At 73.7% G+C, this 12,398-nt stretch carries 12 protein-coding genes; 4 read left to right on the forward strand and 8 right to left on the reverse strand.

The annotated features are described in order from the left end of the window. Window positions 1–27: 27 nt before the first annotated feature. Together GA0070560_RS25740 and GA0070560_RS25745 are read right to left on the reverse strand one after the other, a co-directional pair. Window positions 28–1,227: an RtcB family protein gene (locus GA0070560_RS25740; protein WP_091302392.1), complete on the reverse strand. Its 1,200-nt coding sequence runs from the start codon at window positions 1,225–1,227 to the stop codon at window positions 28–30. Window positions 1,228–1,743: 516 nt separating this feature from the next. After that, the gene (locus GA0070560_RS25745) at window positions 1,744–2,424 is read right to left on the reverse strand and encodes an NADPH-dependent F420 reductase (protein ID WP_091302366.1); all 681 of its coding nucleotides are present in this window, start codon (window positions 2,422–2,424) and stop codon (window positions 1,744–1,746) included. A gap of 170 nt (window positions 2,425–2,594) precedes the next feature. On the opposite strand from GA0070560_RS25745, the gene GA0070560_RS25750 reads away from it, so the two are divergent. After that, the gene (locus tag GA0070560_RS25750; RefSeq protein WP_091302368.1) at window positions 2,595–3,194 is read left to right on the forward strand and encodes a TetR/AcrR family transcriptional regulator; all 600 of its coding nucleotides are present in this window, start codon (window positions 2,595–2,597) and stop codon (window positions 3,192–3,194) included. A gap of 19 nt (window positions 3,195–3,213) precedes the next feature. Further along, complete coding sequence (locus tag GA0070560_RS25755; protein ID WP_091302370.1) at window positions 3,214–3,999, forward strand: alpha/beta hydrolase; 786 nt, start codon at window positions 3,214–3,216, stop codon at window positions 3,997–3,999. Between the two features lie 46 nt (window positions 4,000–4,045). Here the strand turns inward: GA0070560_RS25755 and GA0070560_RS25760 are convergent, their stop codons facing one another. From GA0070560_RS25760 to GA0070560_RS25770, 3 genes are all read right to left on the reverse strand, one after another. Continuing rightward, a complete protein-coding gene (locus GA0070560_RS25760; protein ID WP_091302372.1) occupies window positions 4,046–5,086 on the reverse strand; it encodes a zinc-dependent alcohol dehydrogenase family protein in 1,041 nt (346 codons plus the stop codon). A gap of 92 nt (window positions 5,087–5,178) precedes the next feature. Further along, window positions 5,179–5,679 carry a DinB family protein gene (locus GA0070560_RS25765; protein ID WP_245675718.1) on the reverse strand — a complete coding sequence of 167 codons (501 nt, stop codon included), beginning with the start codon at window positions 5,677–5,679 and terminating at the stop codon, window positions 5,179–5,181. Window positions 5,680–5,797: 118 nt separating this feature from the next. Then, window positions 5,798–6,631: a M15 family metallopeptidase gene (locus GA0070560_RS25770; RefSeq protein WP_091302395.1), complete on the reverse strand. Its 834-nt coding sequence runs from the start codon at window positions 6,629–6,631 to the stop codon at window positions 5,798–5,800. Between the two features lie 115 nt (window positions 6,632–6,746). On the opposite strand from GA0070560_RS25770, the gene GA0070560_RS25775 reads away from it, so the two are divergent. Next, window positions 6,747–6,980, forward strand: a complete 234-nt coding sequence (locus GA0070560_RS25775; protein ID WP_091302376.1) for a hypothetical protein — start codon at window positions 6,747–6,749, stop codon at window positions 6,978–6,980. 96 nt (window positions 6,981–7,076) lie between these two features. Here the strand turns inward: GA0070560_RS25775 and GA0070560_RS25780 are convergent, their stop codons facing one another. Further along, window positions 7,077–7,862: a peptidylprolyl isomerase gene (locus GA0070560_RS25780; RefSeq protein WP_425412715.1), complete on the reverse strand. Its 786-nt coding sequence runs from the start codon at window positions 7,860–7,862 to the stop codon at window positions 7,077–7,079. 78 nt (window positions 7,863–7,940) lie between these two features. Further along, complete coding sequence (locus tag GA0070560_RS25785; RefSeq protein ID WP_091302378.1) at window positions 7,941–9,167, reverse strand: D-alanyl-D-alanine carboxypeptidase family protein; 1,227 nt, start codon at window positions 9,165–9,167, stop codon at window positions 7,941–7,943. Between the two features lie 363 nt (window positions 9,168–9,530). On the opposite strand from GA0070560_RS25785, the gene GA0070560_RS25790 reads away from it, so the two are divergent. Further along, window positions 9,531–11,804, forward strand: coding sequence for an ATP-binding cassette domain-containing protein (locus GA0070560_RS25790; protein ID WP_091302380.1), 2,274 nt, complete (start codon window positions 9,531–9,533; stop codon window positions 11,802–11,804). A 60-nt stretch (window positions 11,805–11,864) separates the two neighbouring features. Here GA0070560_RS25790 and GA0070560_RS25795 read toward each other — a convergent pair whose 3' ends face one another. Further along, entirely contained in the window at window positions 11,865–12,272 is a 408-nt protein-coding gene (locus GA0070560_RS25795; protein WP_091302382.1) for a protein-tyrosine phosphatase family protein, read from the reverse strand. Window positions 12,273–12,398 lie beyond the last annotated feature (126 nt).

The raw sequence follows: 12,398 nt of genomic DNA on the forward strand, positions 1-12,398 counted from the left end.
CCCACCCCCCTCGGGGCGCCGGTCGGCCTAACCCTTCACGCAGACCACCTGCTTGAGGTGCGCCACCACCTCGACCAGGTCGTCCTGCTGCGCCATCACCTCGGTGATGTCCTTGTACGCGCCGGGGATCTCATCGACCACCCCGGCGTCCTTGCGGCACTCCACCCCGGCCGTCTGGGCAGCCAGGTCGTCGAGGGAGAACGTCCGCTTCGCCTGCCCCCGCGACATCCGCCGCCCCGCGCCGTGCGACGCCGAGCAGTACGCGTCCGGGTTGCCCTTGCCGCGCACGATGTACGAGCCGGTGCCCATCGACCCGGGGATGATGCCCAGGTCCCCCCGACCGGCCCGGATCGCGCCCTTGCGGGTGACCAGCACGTCGACGCCGTCGTAGCTCTCCTCCGCCACGTAGTTGTGGTGGCATGAGATCGGCTCGCCGTAGGCGACCTGCGGGAACTGGCCGCGGACCACGCCGCAGAGCAGCGCCAGCATGACCGCCCGGTTGCGCCGGGCGTACTCCTGCGCCCACCACAGGTCCCGACGGTAGGCGTCCATCTCCGGGGTGCCGGCGAGGAAGACCGCCAGGTCCCGGTCGGGCAGGTCGGTGTTGTGCGGCAGCCGCCGCGCCACCCCGATGTGCCGCTCGGCGAGTTCCTTGCCGATGTTGCGGGAGCCGGAGTGCAGCATCAGCCAGACCTGCCCGGCGTCCGGACCGTCCTGCTCGACGCAGACCTCGATGAAGTGGTTGCCGCCACCGAGGGTGCCCATCTGGTGCTGGGCTCGGCTCTCCAGCTGCGCCACCTTCCGGTCCAGTTCGCCGAAGCGCCGCCAGAAGGTGTCCCAGCCGGCCTGCTCCAGGCCGCGGATCCGGCGCGGGTCGACCGGGTCGGTCCGCTTGGCGAAGCCGACCGGTACGGCCGCCTCGATCGCCGCGCGCAGCGGCGCGAGGTTGTCGGGCAGGTCGGCCGCGGTGAGCGAGGTACGTACCGCGCTCATCCCGCAGCCGATGTCGACTCCGACCGCGGCCGGGGAGACGGCCTGCCGCATGGCGATGACGGAGCCGACCGTCGCGCCCTTGCCGAAGTGCACGTCGGGCATGACGGCGACGCCCTGCACCCAGGGCAGCGCGCCGATGTTACGCAGCTGCTGCGCGGCCTGCGGCTCGATGCCGTACGGGTCGGTCCAGACCCGTACCGGGGCCTTGGTGCCCGGCAGCGGGGTGAATGCCATCGTCGTCTCCTGTGTCGTCGTGGTGCCGTACCCGGTCGGGGCGGCGGACAGTTCGTGGACCGCCCGGGAGTCGAACCCGGCGGGAGTGGCGTGCAAGGCCTCTCTGCGCCCGGTGCGCAGCCCGTGACGCCCCGGCGGCGGGGCGGAGAGCGGTTGGCCGGGTTGGAACCTTCGACCGTCGGGTTGGGAATCCGATGCTCTGCCAGTTGAGCTGCACCCCTGGGTGGGTGCCGGAAGACGAAGAAGCCGCCCGGTCCCCGGTGGGGTGGGCGGCTGCGCGTGTCGCGCGTGGCGCTATCCGCGCCGCCACCCTCGTCGCCAGCCGCATCGGCCCTGGAGCAGGCCCCGGGCTCGTTCGCCCGCGGGCAGCACCGCACCGCCGCGCGGCACGGACCGCGTGGTCTCGGTGCTGGTTCGCTGCTGCACGGTGGGCTCCCGGATCGATCGGCGTGACGTTGCCCGGTGAAGGTAGGCGAGCCCTCCGGGAGCCCGCAAACGGATATCTACTGGACCTGACTACCGCACGATCCTGAACTGGAACATCGGGGTGTCCAGGGTGCCCATCAGTCGCAGCCAGAGCGGCAGCAGCATCTCGGTGCCCCGGGCCCCGGTGAGGTCGCCGAGGTCGATCACGTCGGTGTGCCCGAAGCTCTCCAGCAGTCCGGTCACCGTCGCCTTGGCCTCGCTGTCGTTGCCCGCCACGAAGACGGTGTGCTCCCCGGCGGCGACCGCCTCCGGGTTGACCATCAGCTCGGCGGTGAGCGTGTTGAGCGCCTTGACCACCTTCAGCTCGGGGAAGGCCGCCTGGATCCGTTCGCCGAGCGAGTCGGTGTCGGCGACGAGGAGGCGGGGCGGGAAGCCCTGGGAGAAGTCGAGCGGGTTGGCGGTGTCGAGCAGCACCTTGCCGGCGAGGTGCCGCTCGCCGGCGGCGGTCAGCGCGGCGATCGACGCCTCGCCGTGGGTGGCGTTGACGACGAGGTCGGCGTCGGCCACCGCCTCGGTGAAGGTGGTCAGCGCGACCTCGGGGTGCCGGCGCGCCCACTGCGGGTAGGGCGGGTTGCCCATGCCGTCGGGGTCGGTGCGGGCGAGGGTGGTGGCGACGTCACGGGTGCCGACACGCACCTCGTGGCCGAGCCGGGTCAGCCGCCCCGCCAAGGTCCGGCCGACCATCCCGGTGCCCAGTACGGCGATCTTCATGGTCCTGCTCCTGTCGTCGTGGAAGGGGGCGTCCTGCCCGCCCCGGTCAAACTAACAGACAGGTCTGTCTACCAACAGGGTTGCACCCCTCGACCCCTCCTGCGGACACGGCCGGAACGGTCGACAGACCGGTCGGTATCATGGCGGGGACCAGCACGGGAGGTGGCGACATGGCGGCGACGGCCCCGTCCGGCGGCACCCGGCAGTCGGCGCGCGAGCGCATCCTGGACACCGCCTTCCGACTCTTCTACGCCCACGGCCCCCGGGGTGTCGGGGTCGACACGGTGATCGCCGAGTCCGGGGTCGCCAAGGCGACCCTCTACAAGCACTTCCCGCGCAAGGACGACCTCGTCCTGGCGTACCTCGACACGGTGGACCAGGCCTGGTTCGGCGCGCTGCGCGCCGCCGCCCGGGCCGCCGGGGACGAGCCTCGCGACCAGCTCGTCGGGCTGTTCGGCGCCCTCGGCACGGCGTGCCGGCGGGAGGGCTACCACGGCTGCGCGTTCATCAACACCGCGGCCGAGAGCGCCCCGGGCAGCGACATCCACGCCCGCACCGTGGAACACAAGACGGTGGTCCGGGCCTGGGTCACCGAGCTGGCCCGCCGCGCCGGGGCCCGGGACCCGGACCGGCTCGCCCGCCAACTCACCCTGCTGCTCGACGGAGGGCTCGCCGCCGGCGTCCTGGACGCCGACCCGTCCGCCCCCGCCGAGGCGCGGGCCGCCGCCGAGGCGCTGGTGGCCGCCGCGTGCCCCCGGCCGACAGCCTGAGCCGGTACGGTCTCTGACCATGGCACTGGTCCGCTGCGACTTCTTCTCCGAGGCGCTCGGCCTCAACACCTCGATGCAGGTGATCCTGCCGCAGCCCACGGCGCCCCAGATCGGGCTGGCCGGCGCGACCACCGAGAGTGACCCGCCCGTGCTCTACCTGCTGCACGGCCTCACCGACGACGAGACCATCTGGCTGCGGCGCACCTCCATCGAGCGGTACGCCGCCCCGCTGGGCCTGGCGGTGGTGATGCCCCGCGCCGAGCGCAGCTTCTACGCCGACGAGGTCCACGGCAACCGGTACTGGACGTTCCTCAGCGAGGAGCTGCCGCAGGTGTGCCGGTCGCTGTTCCGCCTCTCCGAGCAGCGGGAGGACACCTTCGTCGCCGGGCTGTCGATGGGCGGCTACGGCGCGGTGAAGTGGGCGCTGCGCCGGCCCGAGCGGTTCGCCGCCGCCGCCAGCCTCTCCGGCGCGCTGAACGTCGCCCACCGACGCGACCACCCGACCCGCCCGGTGGCCGCCGACGTCTGGCACACCGTCTGGGGTGACCGGCAGGTTCCCGGCAGCGACGACGACACGGTGGGGCTGCTGCGCACCGCCGGGCAGGACACGCCGCCGCTCTACGTCGCCTGCGGCACCGAGGACTTCCTGTACGAGGACAACCTGACCTTCGTCGAGGCGGCCCGGGGGAAGGGCGTGCCGGTCACCGTGGACTTCTCCCCCGGCGACCACGACTGGGCGTACTGGGACGCGAAGATCTCCGACGTGCTGGCCTGGCTGCCGCTGCGTACCCGGGTCGGCGGCTGAGCCGCGTACCGCACCCCGGGCCCGGGGTGCGGTACTCCGCAGCTGCTCAGCCGCGGCTCAGCACGACCTTCAGCGCACCGGTCTCGGCCGGGCGGGAGAAGACGTCGTACGCCTGCTCGATCTCGCCGAGGGCGAAGCGGTGGGTGACCATCTGCGCGGTGTCGAACTGCCCGGCAACGAGCATGTCGAGCAGCTTCGGCGTGGTGCGGGTGTCCACCAGGCCGGTGGTGATGGTGACGTCGCGGATCCACAGCTGTTCCAGGTGCAGGGTGGCCGGGCTGCCGTGCACGCCCACGTTGGCCAGCCGTCCGCCGGGGCGGACCAGGGTGGCGCAGAGCTCGAAGGTGGCCGGGGTGCCGACCGCCTCGATCACCACGTCCGCGCCGAGGCCGTCGGTGACCGCGCGGACCGCCTCCAGGGGCTCGTCCTCGGGGCGCAGGGTCAGGTCCGCGCCGAAGAGCTTCGCCGCCTCCAGCCGGCTCTGCGCCTTGTCGACCACCACGATCCGGGACGGGGAGAACAGCTTCGCCGTCTGGATCGCGGCCAGCCCGATCGGGCCGGCGCCGACCACCACCACGGTGTCGCCGGGCGTGACGCCGCCGTTGAGGACGCCGACCTCGTACGAGGTGGGCAGGATGTCGGCGAGCAGCACCGCCGCCTCGTCGGGGACGGAGGCGGGCAGCCGGTACGTGGACAGGTCCGCGAACGGGATGCGGGCGTACTCGGCCTGCACGCCGTCGACGGTGTGCCCGAGGATCCAGCCACCGCCGCCGAGGCACTGGCCGTAGCGGCCCTCCCGGCAGAAGCGGCAGACCCCGCAGGCGGAGATGCAGGACGCGAGCACCCGGTCGCCCTCGGCCAGGTTGCCCACGCCCGCGCCGACCGACATCACCGTGCCGACCGCCTCGTGGCCGAGGATCCGGCCGGGCCGTACCTCGGGCACGTCGCCGCCGAGGATGTGCAGGTCGGTGCCGCAGATGGTGACCGCGTCGACCCGGACGATCGCGTCGCGGGGGCCGGCGAGGCGGGGATCGGGGACGTCCTTCCAGGACTTCTCACCCGGTCCGCCGTAGACGAGTGCCTTCATGGCTCCTCCTTACGCCGTAGTCACCTCCCACGGTGCGCGTGGTGGTGCCGCCACGGCAGGGCCGGAGGACCTGGCGGGCGGGCCGGAGGCCCTCAGGCCCCGACGGTGCCGTCCACGGCCTCCCGCAGGAAGTCGGCGTGCCCGTTGTGCCGGGCGTACTCGTGGGCCATGTGGTGCATCACCAGCCGCAGCGACACGTCCTCGCCCCACCGCGCCTGGTGGCCGGTGACGTCGAGCGACTCGGCGTCCCGCTCGATGCGGCGGGAGTGCGCCACCTCGCGCTGCCACACCTCCAACGCCTCCGCGCCGGTGCAGCCGGACGGGTCGTACGCCGCCTGGAAGTCGCCGGTCTCCGACCAGATCAGTGGGATGTCCTCGGCGTTGATCACGCGGCGGAACCAGGTCCGCTCCACTTCGGCCATGTGCCGCAGCAGACCGAGCAGGGTCAGGGTGGACGGTGGCGACGACCGCCGGCGCAACTCCTCGTCGGTCAGTCCCCGGCACTTCATGGCCAGGGTGGCACGGTGGAAGTCGAGGAAGGCGCGCAGCGTCTCCCGCTCCCCCGCGCGCAGTGGCGGGCCGATCCGTTCCATCTCCACGCGGGCTCCTCGGATCGGCGACGGGAGCCTGCGCGGGCGGGACCGTCGAGGGGTGGCCAGGGTCGGTGGCGAGCCTAACGTCACCGACGGCCGGCGGTGGGCCGGCCCCGGCTCAGCGCGGCGGCAGCGAGGCGACCGCGACCGGGAAGTCGAAGTACGTCTCCGGGTACGGCTCGTCGGCGTAGCGGTAGTGCCACCACTCCCGGTCGTAGTTGACGAACCCGCCCTGTGCCATCAGTCGCTTCAGCAGTTGCCGGTTGCGCTGCGCCTCACCCGTCACGCGCGGGTCGTCGGTGTGCGCCAGCGGGTCGAAGCAGTCGAAGCCGGTCCCCATGTCGACGCTGCCGTCGGCGCGGCGTCGGTCGGCGGGTGCGGTGCAGGCGGTCGGCGGTCGCCCCGGGTCGTACGTGGCGCGCGGTGGCGCGGCCAGCGGCTCCAGGGTGACGTCGACGGTGCTGCCCCGGCTGTGGGCGGTGGGCGCGCCGAGGTAGCCCTCGGCGAACAGCCGGTCCTTGGGCACCCGGGGATAGAACTCGGCCCGCGTCCGCTGGTCGGCGGGGTCCCCGGCCCAGCGGACGAAGTGCGCGACGGCCCGCTGCGGCCGGTAGCAGTCGTACACCCGCAGGCTGCGGCCCTGGACACGGGCGGCGGCCTGCACCCGGCGCAGCGCCTCGGCGGCCGGGCGGGTGAGCAGGCACAACGGTTCCGGGTAGCCGTCGACCGGCCGGCCGACGAAGTTGTGCGCGGTGGCGTACCGGATGTCGGTGGCGATGGTGGGGTCGACCTCGGACAGCAGCACGAAGTTGGCCGGGGCGGGCGAGCCGCCGGGCGACGGTGTGACGGGGCGGGGTGTCGGCGCGGGGCCGGGCGGTCGCTGGCAGGCGGTGGGCGACGTGAGGGCGGCCGCGACGGTCAGCGCCGCGACGGTACGGACCAACACCCTCATCACCACGCAGCGTAGCCACGACGGCGGCCCGGGGTGACGGTTTCCGGGCCCCGGCCCGGGTGTCGGTCGCAAGCGGGCGGGGTAGCGCAGAAACGGAAGGTGAAGGAGGAGAACCATGACCGATCCCCGCTACGTCCCGCTCGGTCTGGCCGGCGCGGGCGACCTGCCCGAGGACCACGACGACGCCGACGGCCGTCCCCTGGTGGGTGCCGACGACGCCCGCGCCGACGCGGCGCGCGCCGGTGCGCGGACGGACCTGGCCGGCGCGACCCGCGACGGTGACGGCGTGCCCGTCGGCGCCGCCGACGCCGAAGCCGACCGGGCCCGTGCGGCCGGCGAACAGGGCTGAGCCGATCGGTCCCCGGGCCCCCGTCGTGGGGCGTGGCCTCGGGCCGGCACGGCCGGCGATCGGGTGGGGCGGCGTGCCGCCGCCCCACCCGACGCCTCAGCGGCCCCGGCCGGCCTTGCGGATCTCGACCGGGCGGGCGGGCGCGCCGTCGACCGGCGCCGGGTTCTCCGGGGTGGGGGCGATGCCGCCGGCAGCGATCCGGTCCAGCGTCGCCAGACCGGCCTCGTCGACGGAGCCGAAGACGGTGTAGTTGGGGCGCAGCGCCGAGTCGGCCTGCACCAGGAAGAACTGACTGCCGTTGGTGTCCGGGCCGGCGTTGGCCATGGCCAGCGTGCCCCGGGCGTAGAGCCGGCGGACCCCGGTCGGATCGGTCGGCGCGGGTGGCAGGTCGGTGGGGAGTTCGTCGGCGTACCGGTAGCCGGGGCCGCCCGAGCCGGCACCGGACGGATCCCCGCACTGGAGCACCTTCAACGTCGCGTACGCGGTCAGCCGGTGACAGGTGGTCCGGTCGTAGAACCGGTGCCGGGCCAGGTGCAGGAAGCTCTGCACGGTGCAGGGGGCCTGCTCCCGGTCCAGGGTCAACCCGACCGGCCCCTGGTTGGTGTGCAGGGTGACCCGGACCGTGCCGCGGTCGGGCGTACGCCGGGGGTCCGGCGGCAGCGGCACCGGGCGGGCCGCCGGGTCGTCCGGCGTCGCCGTGTACGCGCAGGGCCCCTTCGTGGTCGGCGGCGTGGCCGGCTCGTCGCCCGGGGCGGCGACCGCGGCGGTGCCGGCAGCGGCGACCAGCGCGGCCGACGCGACCGTCACGCCGGCCAGGCGGCGCAGCGTCCGGAGCGGTCGGTGGCGCGGCGGTACGGCGGGCGGTCGGGGTTCACTCGACACGAGGGTCCTCCCTGGACTCGTGGCACCAGAAAGATCGGAGTCTATGGACCTCGCGACGGCTTGTCGACGCCGGTCGATTCAGGCGCGGCGCCGGCCGCGCGGGCGACGACGGCGGCGCAGCGCCAGCACGGCGGCGACGAGCCCGACCAGGGCCGCCCCGCCGCCGACCACGGCCCCGCCGAGCCACTCCGGTCCATCCGAGGACGCTCCACCGGCCGGCGCACCGACCGCTGCGGGCGGGGCGGACGCGGGGAGCCCTTCGGCGGTCACCTCGCCCGGCTCGACCAGCCGGCCCACGGAGGCGTCGCGGGGCAGGGAGAAGCCCCAGTCGAGCAGGCGGGCGCCCTGCTCCCAGGCGCGTACCGGCCGACGCTCTGCGCCCAGCAGGGTGACCACGAGCCGCCGGCCGTTGCGCTCGGCCGCACCCACGTAGGTGTGCCGGGCCAGGTTGGTGAAGCCGGTCTTGCCGCCCAGCGCGCCCGGATAGTTGTGGATCAGCGGGTTCTCGTTCTGGATCTGGAAGCCGGGCTTCTTCAGCGCCGGCTGGGCCGGGATCTGGGTGCGCTCGGTCAGCGCGTACCGGCGGAAGGTGGGGTCGGCGAAGCAGACCCGGGCGATCAGCGCCAGGTCGTACGCGCTGGTGAACTGGCCCGGCCCGTCCAGGCCGGAGGGGGTCACCGCGTGGGTCTGCCAGGCACCGAGCCGACGGGCTTCGGCGTTCATCTCGCGTACCCCGGCCTGCGCGCTGCCGGCGCCGAGCCGGGCCAGCATGTTCGCCGCGTCGTTGCCGGACTGCAGCAGCAGCCCCAGCCAGAGGGTCTGCACCGGGTACCGGCCGCCGACCAGCAGGCCGACCGCCGAGCTGCCGGGTTCGATGTCCAGGTCGGGCCGGGTCGCCGTGGCCACCTGCTTCGGGTCGAGCTTCGGCAGCATGGTGGCGGCCAGCAGCAGCTTCTGCACGCTCGCCGGAGTGGCGTACTCGTGCGGGCCGCAGCCGCCCAGCACCGCGCCGCTGTCCAGGTCCGCGACCAGCCACGAGCTGGCGGTGACCGGCGGCGGCGCGGGCGCGGCGGGCGGGACGACCAGACCGGCGGTGGCCAGGGCCTCGCCGCCCACCGCCTGCTGCGCGGGCACCGCCGCGGGCGGCACGGGTCGCGGCGGGCGGGTCACCTTCGGTGTCGGCAGCTTCGGGCAGGGCACGAGCGCCGGGGACGCCGGCGCCGACGGCGCGGCGTCCGCCGGAGCGGGCGTCCCGGTGATGAGGAGTACGGCGACAGTGGCGGCGGCCAGGACCCGGGCTCTCATGGTGAGGCACCATACCGAGACAAGATCGGCGTACCGGAGCGACGCTCCCGCAGGCGGCGAGGGTGACGACGACGACACCGGGAGTTGACCGGATCGGCAGTGCCGCCGAACTCTCGCCCACCGAGCGGTGGGGCGCCCTCGCGGCGCTGCTGCTGGCCGGCGGACCTGGACAGCTTCGCCTCCTGCGGCCCGGGCGGGCCGCTTCGCGTCCGCCCCCTTGGCGGGACACCGGCGGTCGCCGCAGCCGGCCGTGCCGACGGGGTGCCGCAACGTCGTTTGAGACTCTCCTACGGGCTGTCGCAGTTCAACCCGGCGCATCATGGTGAAAGGTTCAACCGGCGGTTCAATGAGACGATCGAAGGCATGCAGCAGCCAGCGCGATCCACAGCCGACCACCACGACGTCATCGAGGTACGGGGCGCCCGGGAGAACAACCTCACCGGCGTCTCGGTCGACATCCCGAAACGACGGCTCACCGTGTTCACCGGGGTCTCCGGGTCGGGGAAGTCGTCCCTGGTCTTCGGCACCATCGCCGCCGAGTCCCGCCGCCTGATCAACGAGACCTACAGCGCGTTCCTGCAGTCGTTCATGCCCAGCCTGTCCCGGCCGGACGTCGACTCGCTGCGCAACCTCACCCCGGCGATCGTGGTCGACCAGGAGCGGATGGGGGCGAACTCCCGCTCGACCGTCGGTACAGCGACCGACGCGTACGCGATGCTGCGCGTCGTGTTCAGCCGGCTCGGCGCCCCGTACGTCGGCGGGGCGGGGGCGTTCAGCTTCAACCTGGCCGAGGGGATGTGCCCGACCTGCGAAGGGCTGGGCCGGGTGTCCGACCTGGACGTGCACGCCATGGTCGATGTGGAACGCTCTCTCAACGACGGGGCGATCCTGGTGCCGAACTTCGCCGTCGGCTCCTGGTACTGGCAGACCATCGTCGGCTCCGGCCTGTTCGACCCGGACCTGAAGCTGCAGGACTACACCGCGCAGCAGTGGCAGGACTTCCTGCACAAGCCGGCCACCAAGATCAAGGTGGGGAGCAACAACTGGACGTACGAGGGGCTGGCGGTCAAGGTGCGCCGGCTCTACCTGGCCAAGGACCGCGAGTCGTCGCAGCCGCACGTCCGGGCCTTCGTGGACCGGGCGGTCACCTTCACCACCTGCGCCGACTGCGGCGGGGCGCGACTCAACGCCGCCGCCCTGTCGTCCCGGATCGCCGGGCGCAACATCGCCGAGTGCTCGGCCATGCAGATCAACGACCTGGCGGAGTTCGTCCGGGGCATCGCCGACCCGTCGGTCGCGCCCCTGGTCGGCACCCTGCGGGAGACACTGGACTCGCTGGTGGAGATCGGGCTCGGCTACCTCAGCCTGGACCGGGAGTCGGCGACCCTCTCCGGCGGCGAGGCGCAGCGGGTCAAGATGGTCCGCCACCTCGGCTCCAGCCTCTCCGACGTGACGTACGTCTTCGACGAGCCCACCGTGGGGCTGCACCCGCACGACATCGCCCGGATGAACGACCTGCTGCTGCGGCTGCGCGACAAGGGCAACACGGTGCTGGTGGTCGAGCACAAGCCGGAGACGATCGCGATCGCCGACCACGTGGTCGACCTCGGCCCGGGCGCCGCAGCGGCGGGCGGACGGGTCTGCTACACCGGCGACGTCGCCGGGCTGCGCCGCTCGGACACCCTGACCGGCCGCCACCTCGACCACCGGGTGACCCTGCGCGACCCGCTCCGCCGGCCCGCCGGCTGGCTGCCGATCCGCCACGCCGACCTGCACAACCTGCGCGACGTCGACGTCGACCTGCCGCTCGGGGTGCTCACCGTGGTGACCGGGGTGGCCGGCTCCGGCAAGAGTTCCCTGATCCACGGCTCGCTGCCCGGGCGGGACGGGGTGGTCGTGGTCGACCAGTCCCCCATCCGCGGCTCCCGACGCAGCAACCCGGCCACCTACACCGGCCTGCTCGACCCGATCCGCACCGCGTTCGCCAAGGCCAACGGGGTGAAGGCGGCGCTGTTCAGCGCCAACTCCGAAGGCGCCTGCCCCACCTGCAAGGGCATCGGCCTGGTCTACACGGACCTGGCGATGATGGCCGGCGTCGCCACCGTCTGCGAGCGGTGCGAGGGTCGGCGCTACACCGACGAGGTGCTGACATACACCCTACGCGGAAAGAACATCAGCGAGGTCCTCGCGATGTCGGTCACCGAGGCCCGGCAGTTCTTCCCCGGCGGCGCGGCGCGGGCCGTGCTGGACCGGCTGGCCGACGTCGGACTGGGCTACCTGGGCCTGGGGCAGCCGCTGACCACCCTCTCCGGTGGCGAGCGGCAACGGCTCAAGCTCGCCATCCACATGGCCGAGAAATCCAGCACCTACGTGCTGGACGAGCCGACCACCGGCCTGCACCTGGCCGACGTGGACCAACTGCTCGCGCTGCTGGACCGGCTGGTCGACGCCGGCAACACGGTGATCGTCATCGAGCACCACCAGGCGGTGATGGCGCACGCCGACTGGATCATCGACCTCGGGCCCGGGGCCGGGCACGACGGCGGACAGGTGGTCTTCACCGGCACCCCGGCCGACCTGATCGCACAGGGCGACACCCTCACCGCCCGTCACCTGCGGGGGTACGTGGCCCGCTGAGCCGGTACCACCCATCCGGGCAGTGGGCGTGGCGGTGGCCTTCTGCCCGACGTGGCGTGGTCAGGGCAGCCGGCGCAGCCAGGCGCGCTGCCACGGGGTCTCCACCGCGCGTGGGTGGTACCGCTCGCGCACCCAGGTCACCGCATCAGCCGCCGGCAGGCCGTCGAGGATGGCAAGGGCGGCGAGGGCCGTGCCCGTCCGGCCGACCCCGCCACGGCAGGCGACCTCCACCCGGGCTCCGCCGTGTGCCCGCCGCAGCGTCTCACCGAGGGCGTCCAGGGCGTCGGCCCGGTCCAGCGGAAGCCAGAAGTCCGGCCAGCGGATCCGTCGGTGCGGCCAGGCTGGCGCCGGGCCCGGCGCCAGCAGCAGGGCGAAGTCGGCGGGTGAGGCGGCATCACCGACGCGGCGTCCGCGCACCGTCACGCCACTCGGCAGTACGACCACTCCAGCGGCCTCGGACCAGTCCACGCCATGATTCTCCCGCCTTCGGCGCAGACAGCGCCGCCCCCGGCCAGGGTGGGTCGGGGGCGGCGCTGGGGGTGCCGGTGTGCAGGTCGCCTCTCGGCGAGTGGCGCGACGCGGCTCCAGCCGAAC

The organism is Micromonospora halophytica, assembly GCF_900090245.1.
GTDB classification, from domain to species: domain Bacteria; phylum Actinomycetota; class Actinomycetes; order Mycobacteriales; family Micromonosporaceae; genus Micromonospora; species Micromonospora halophytica.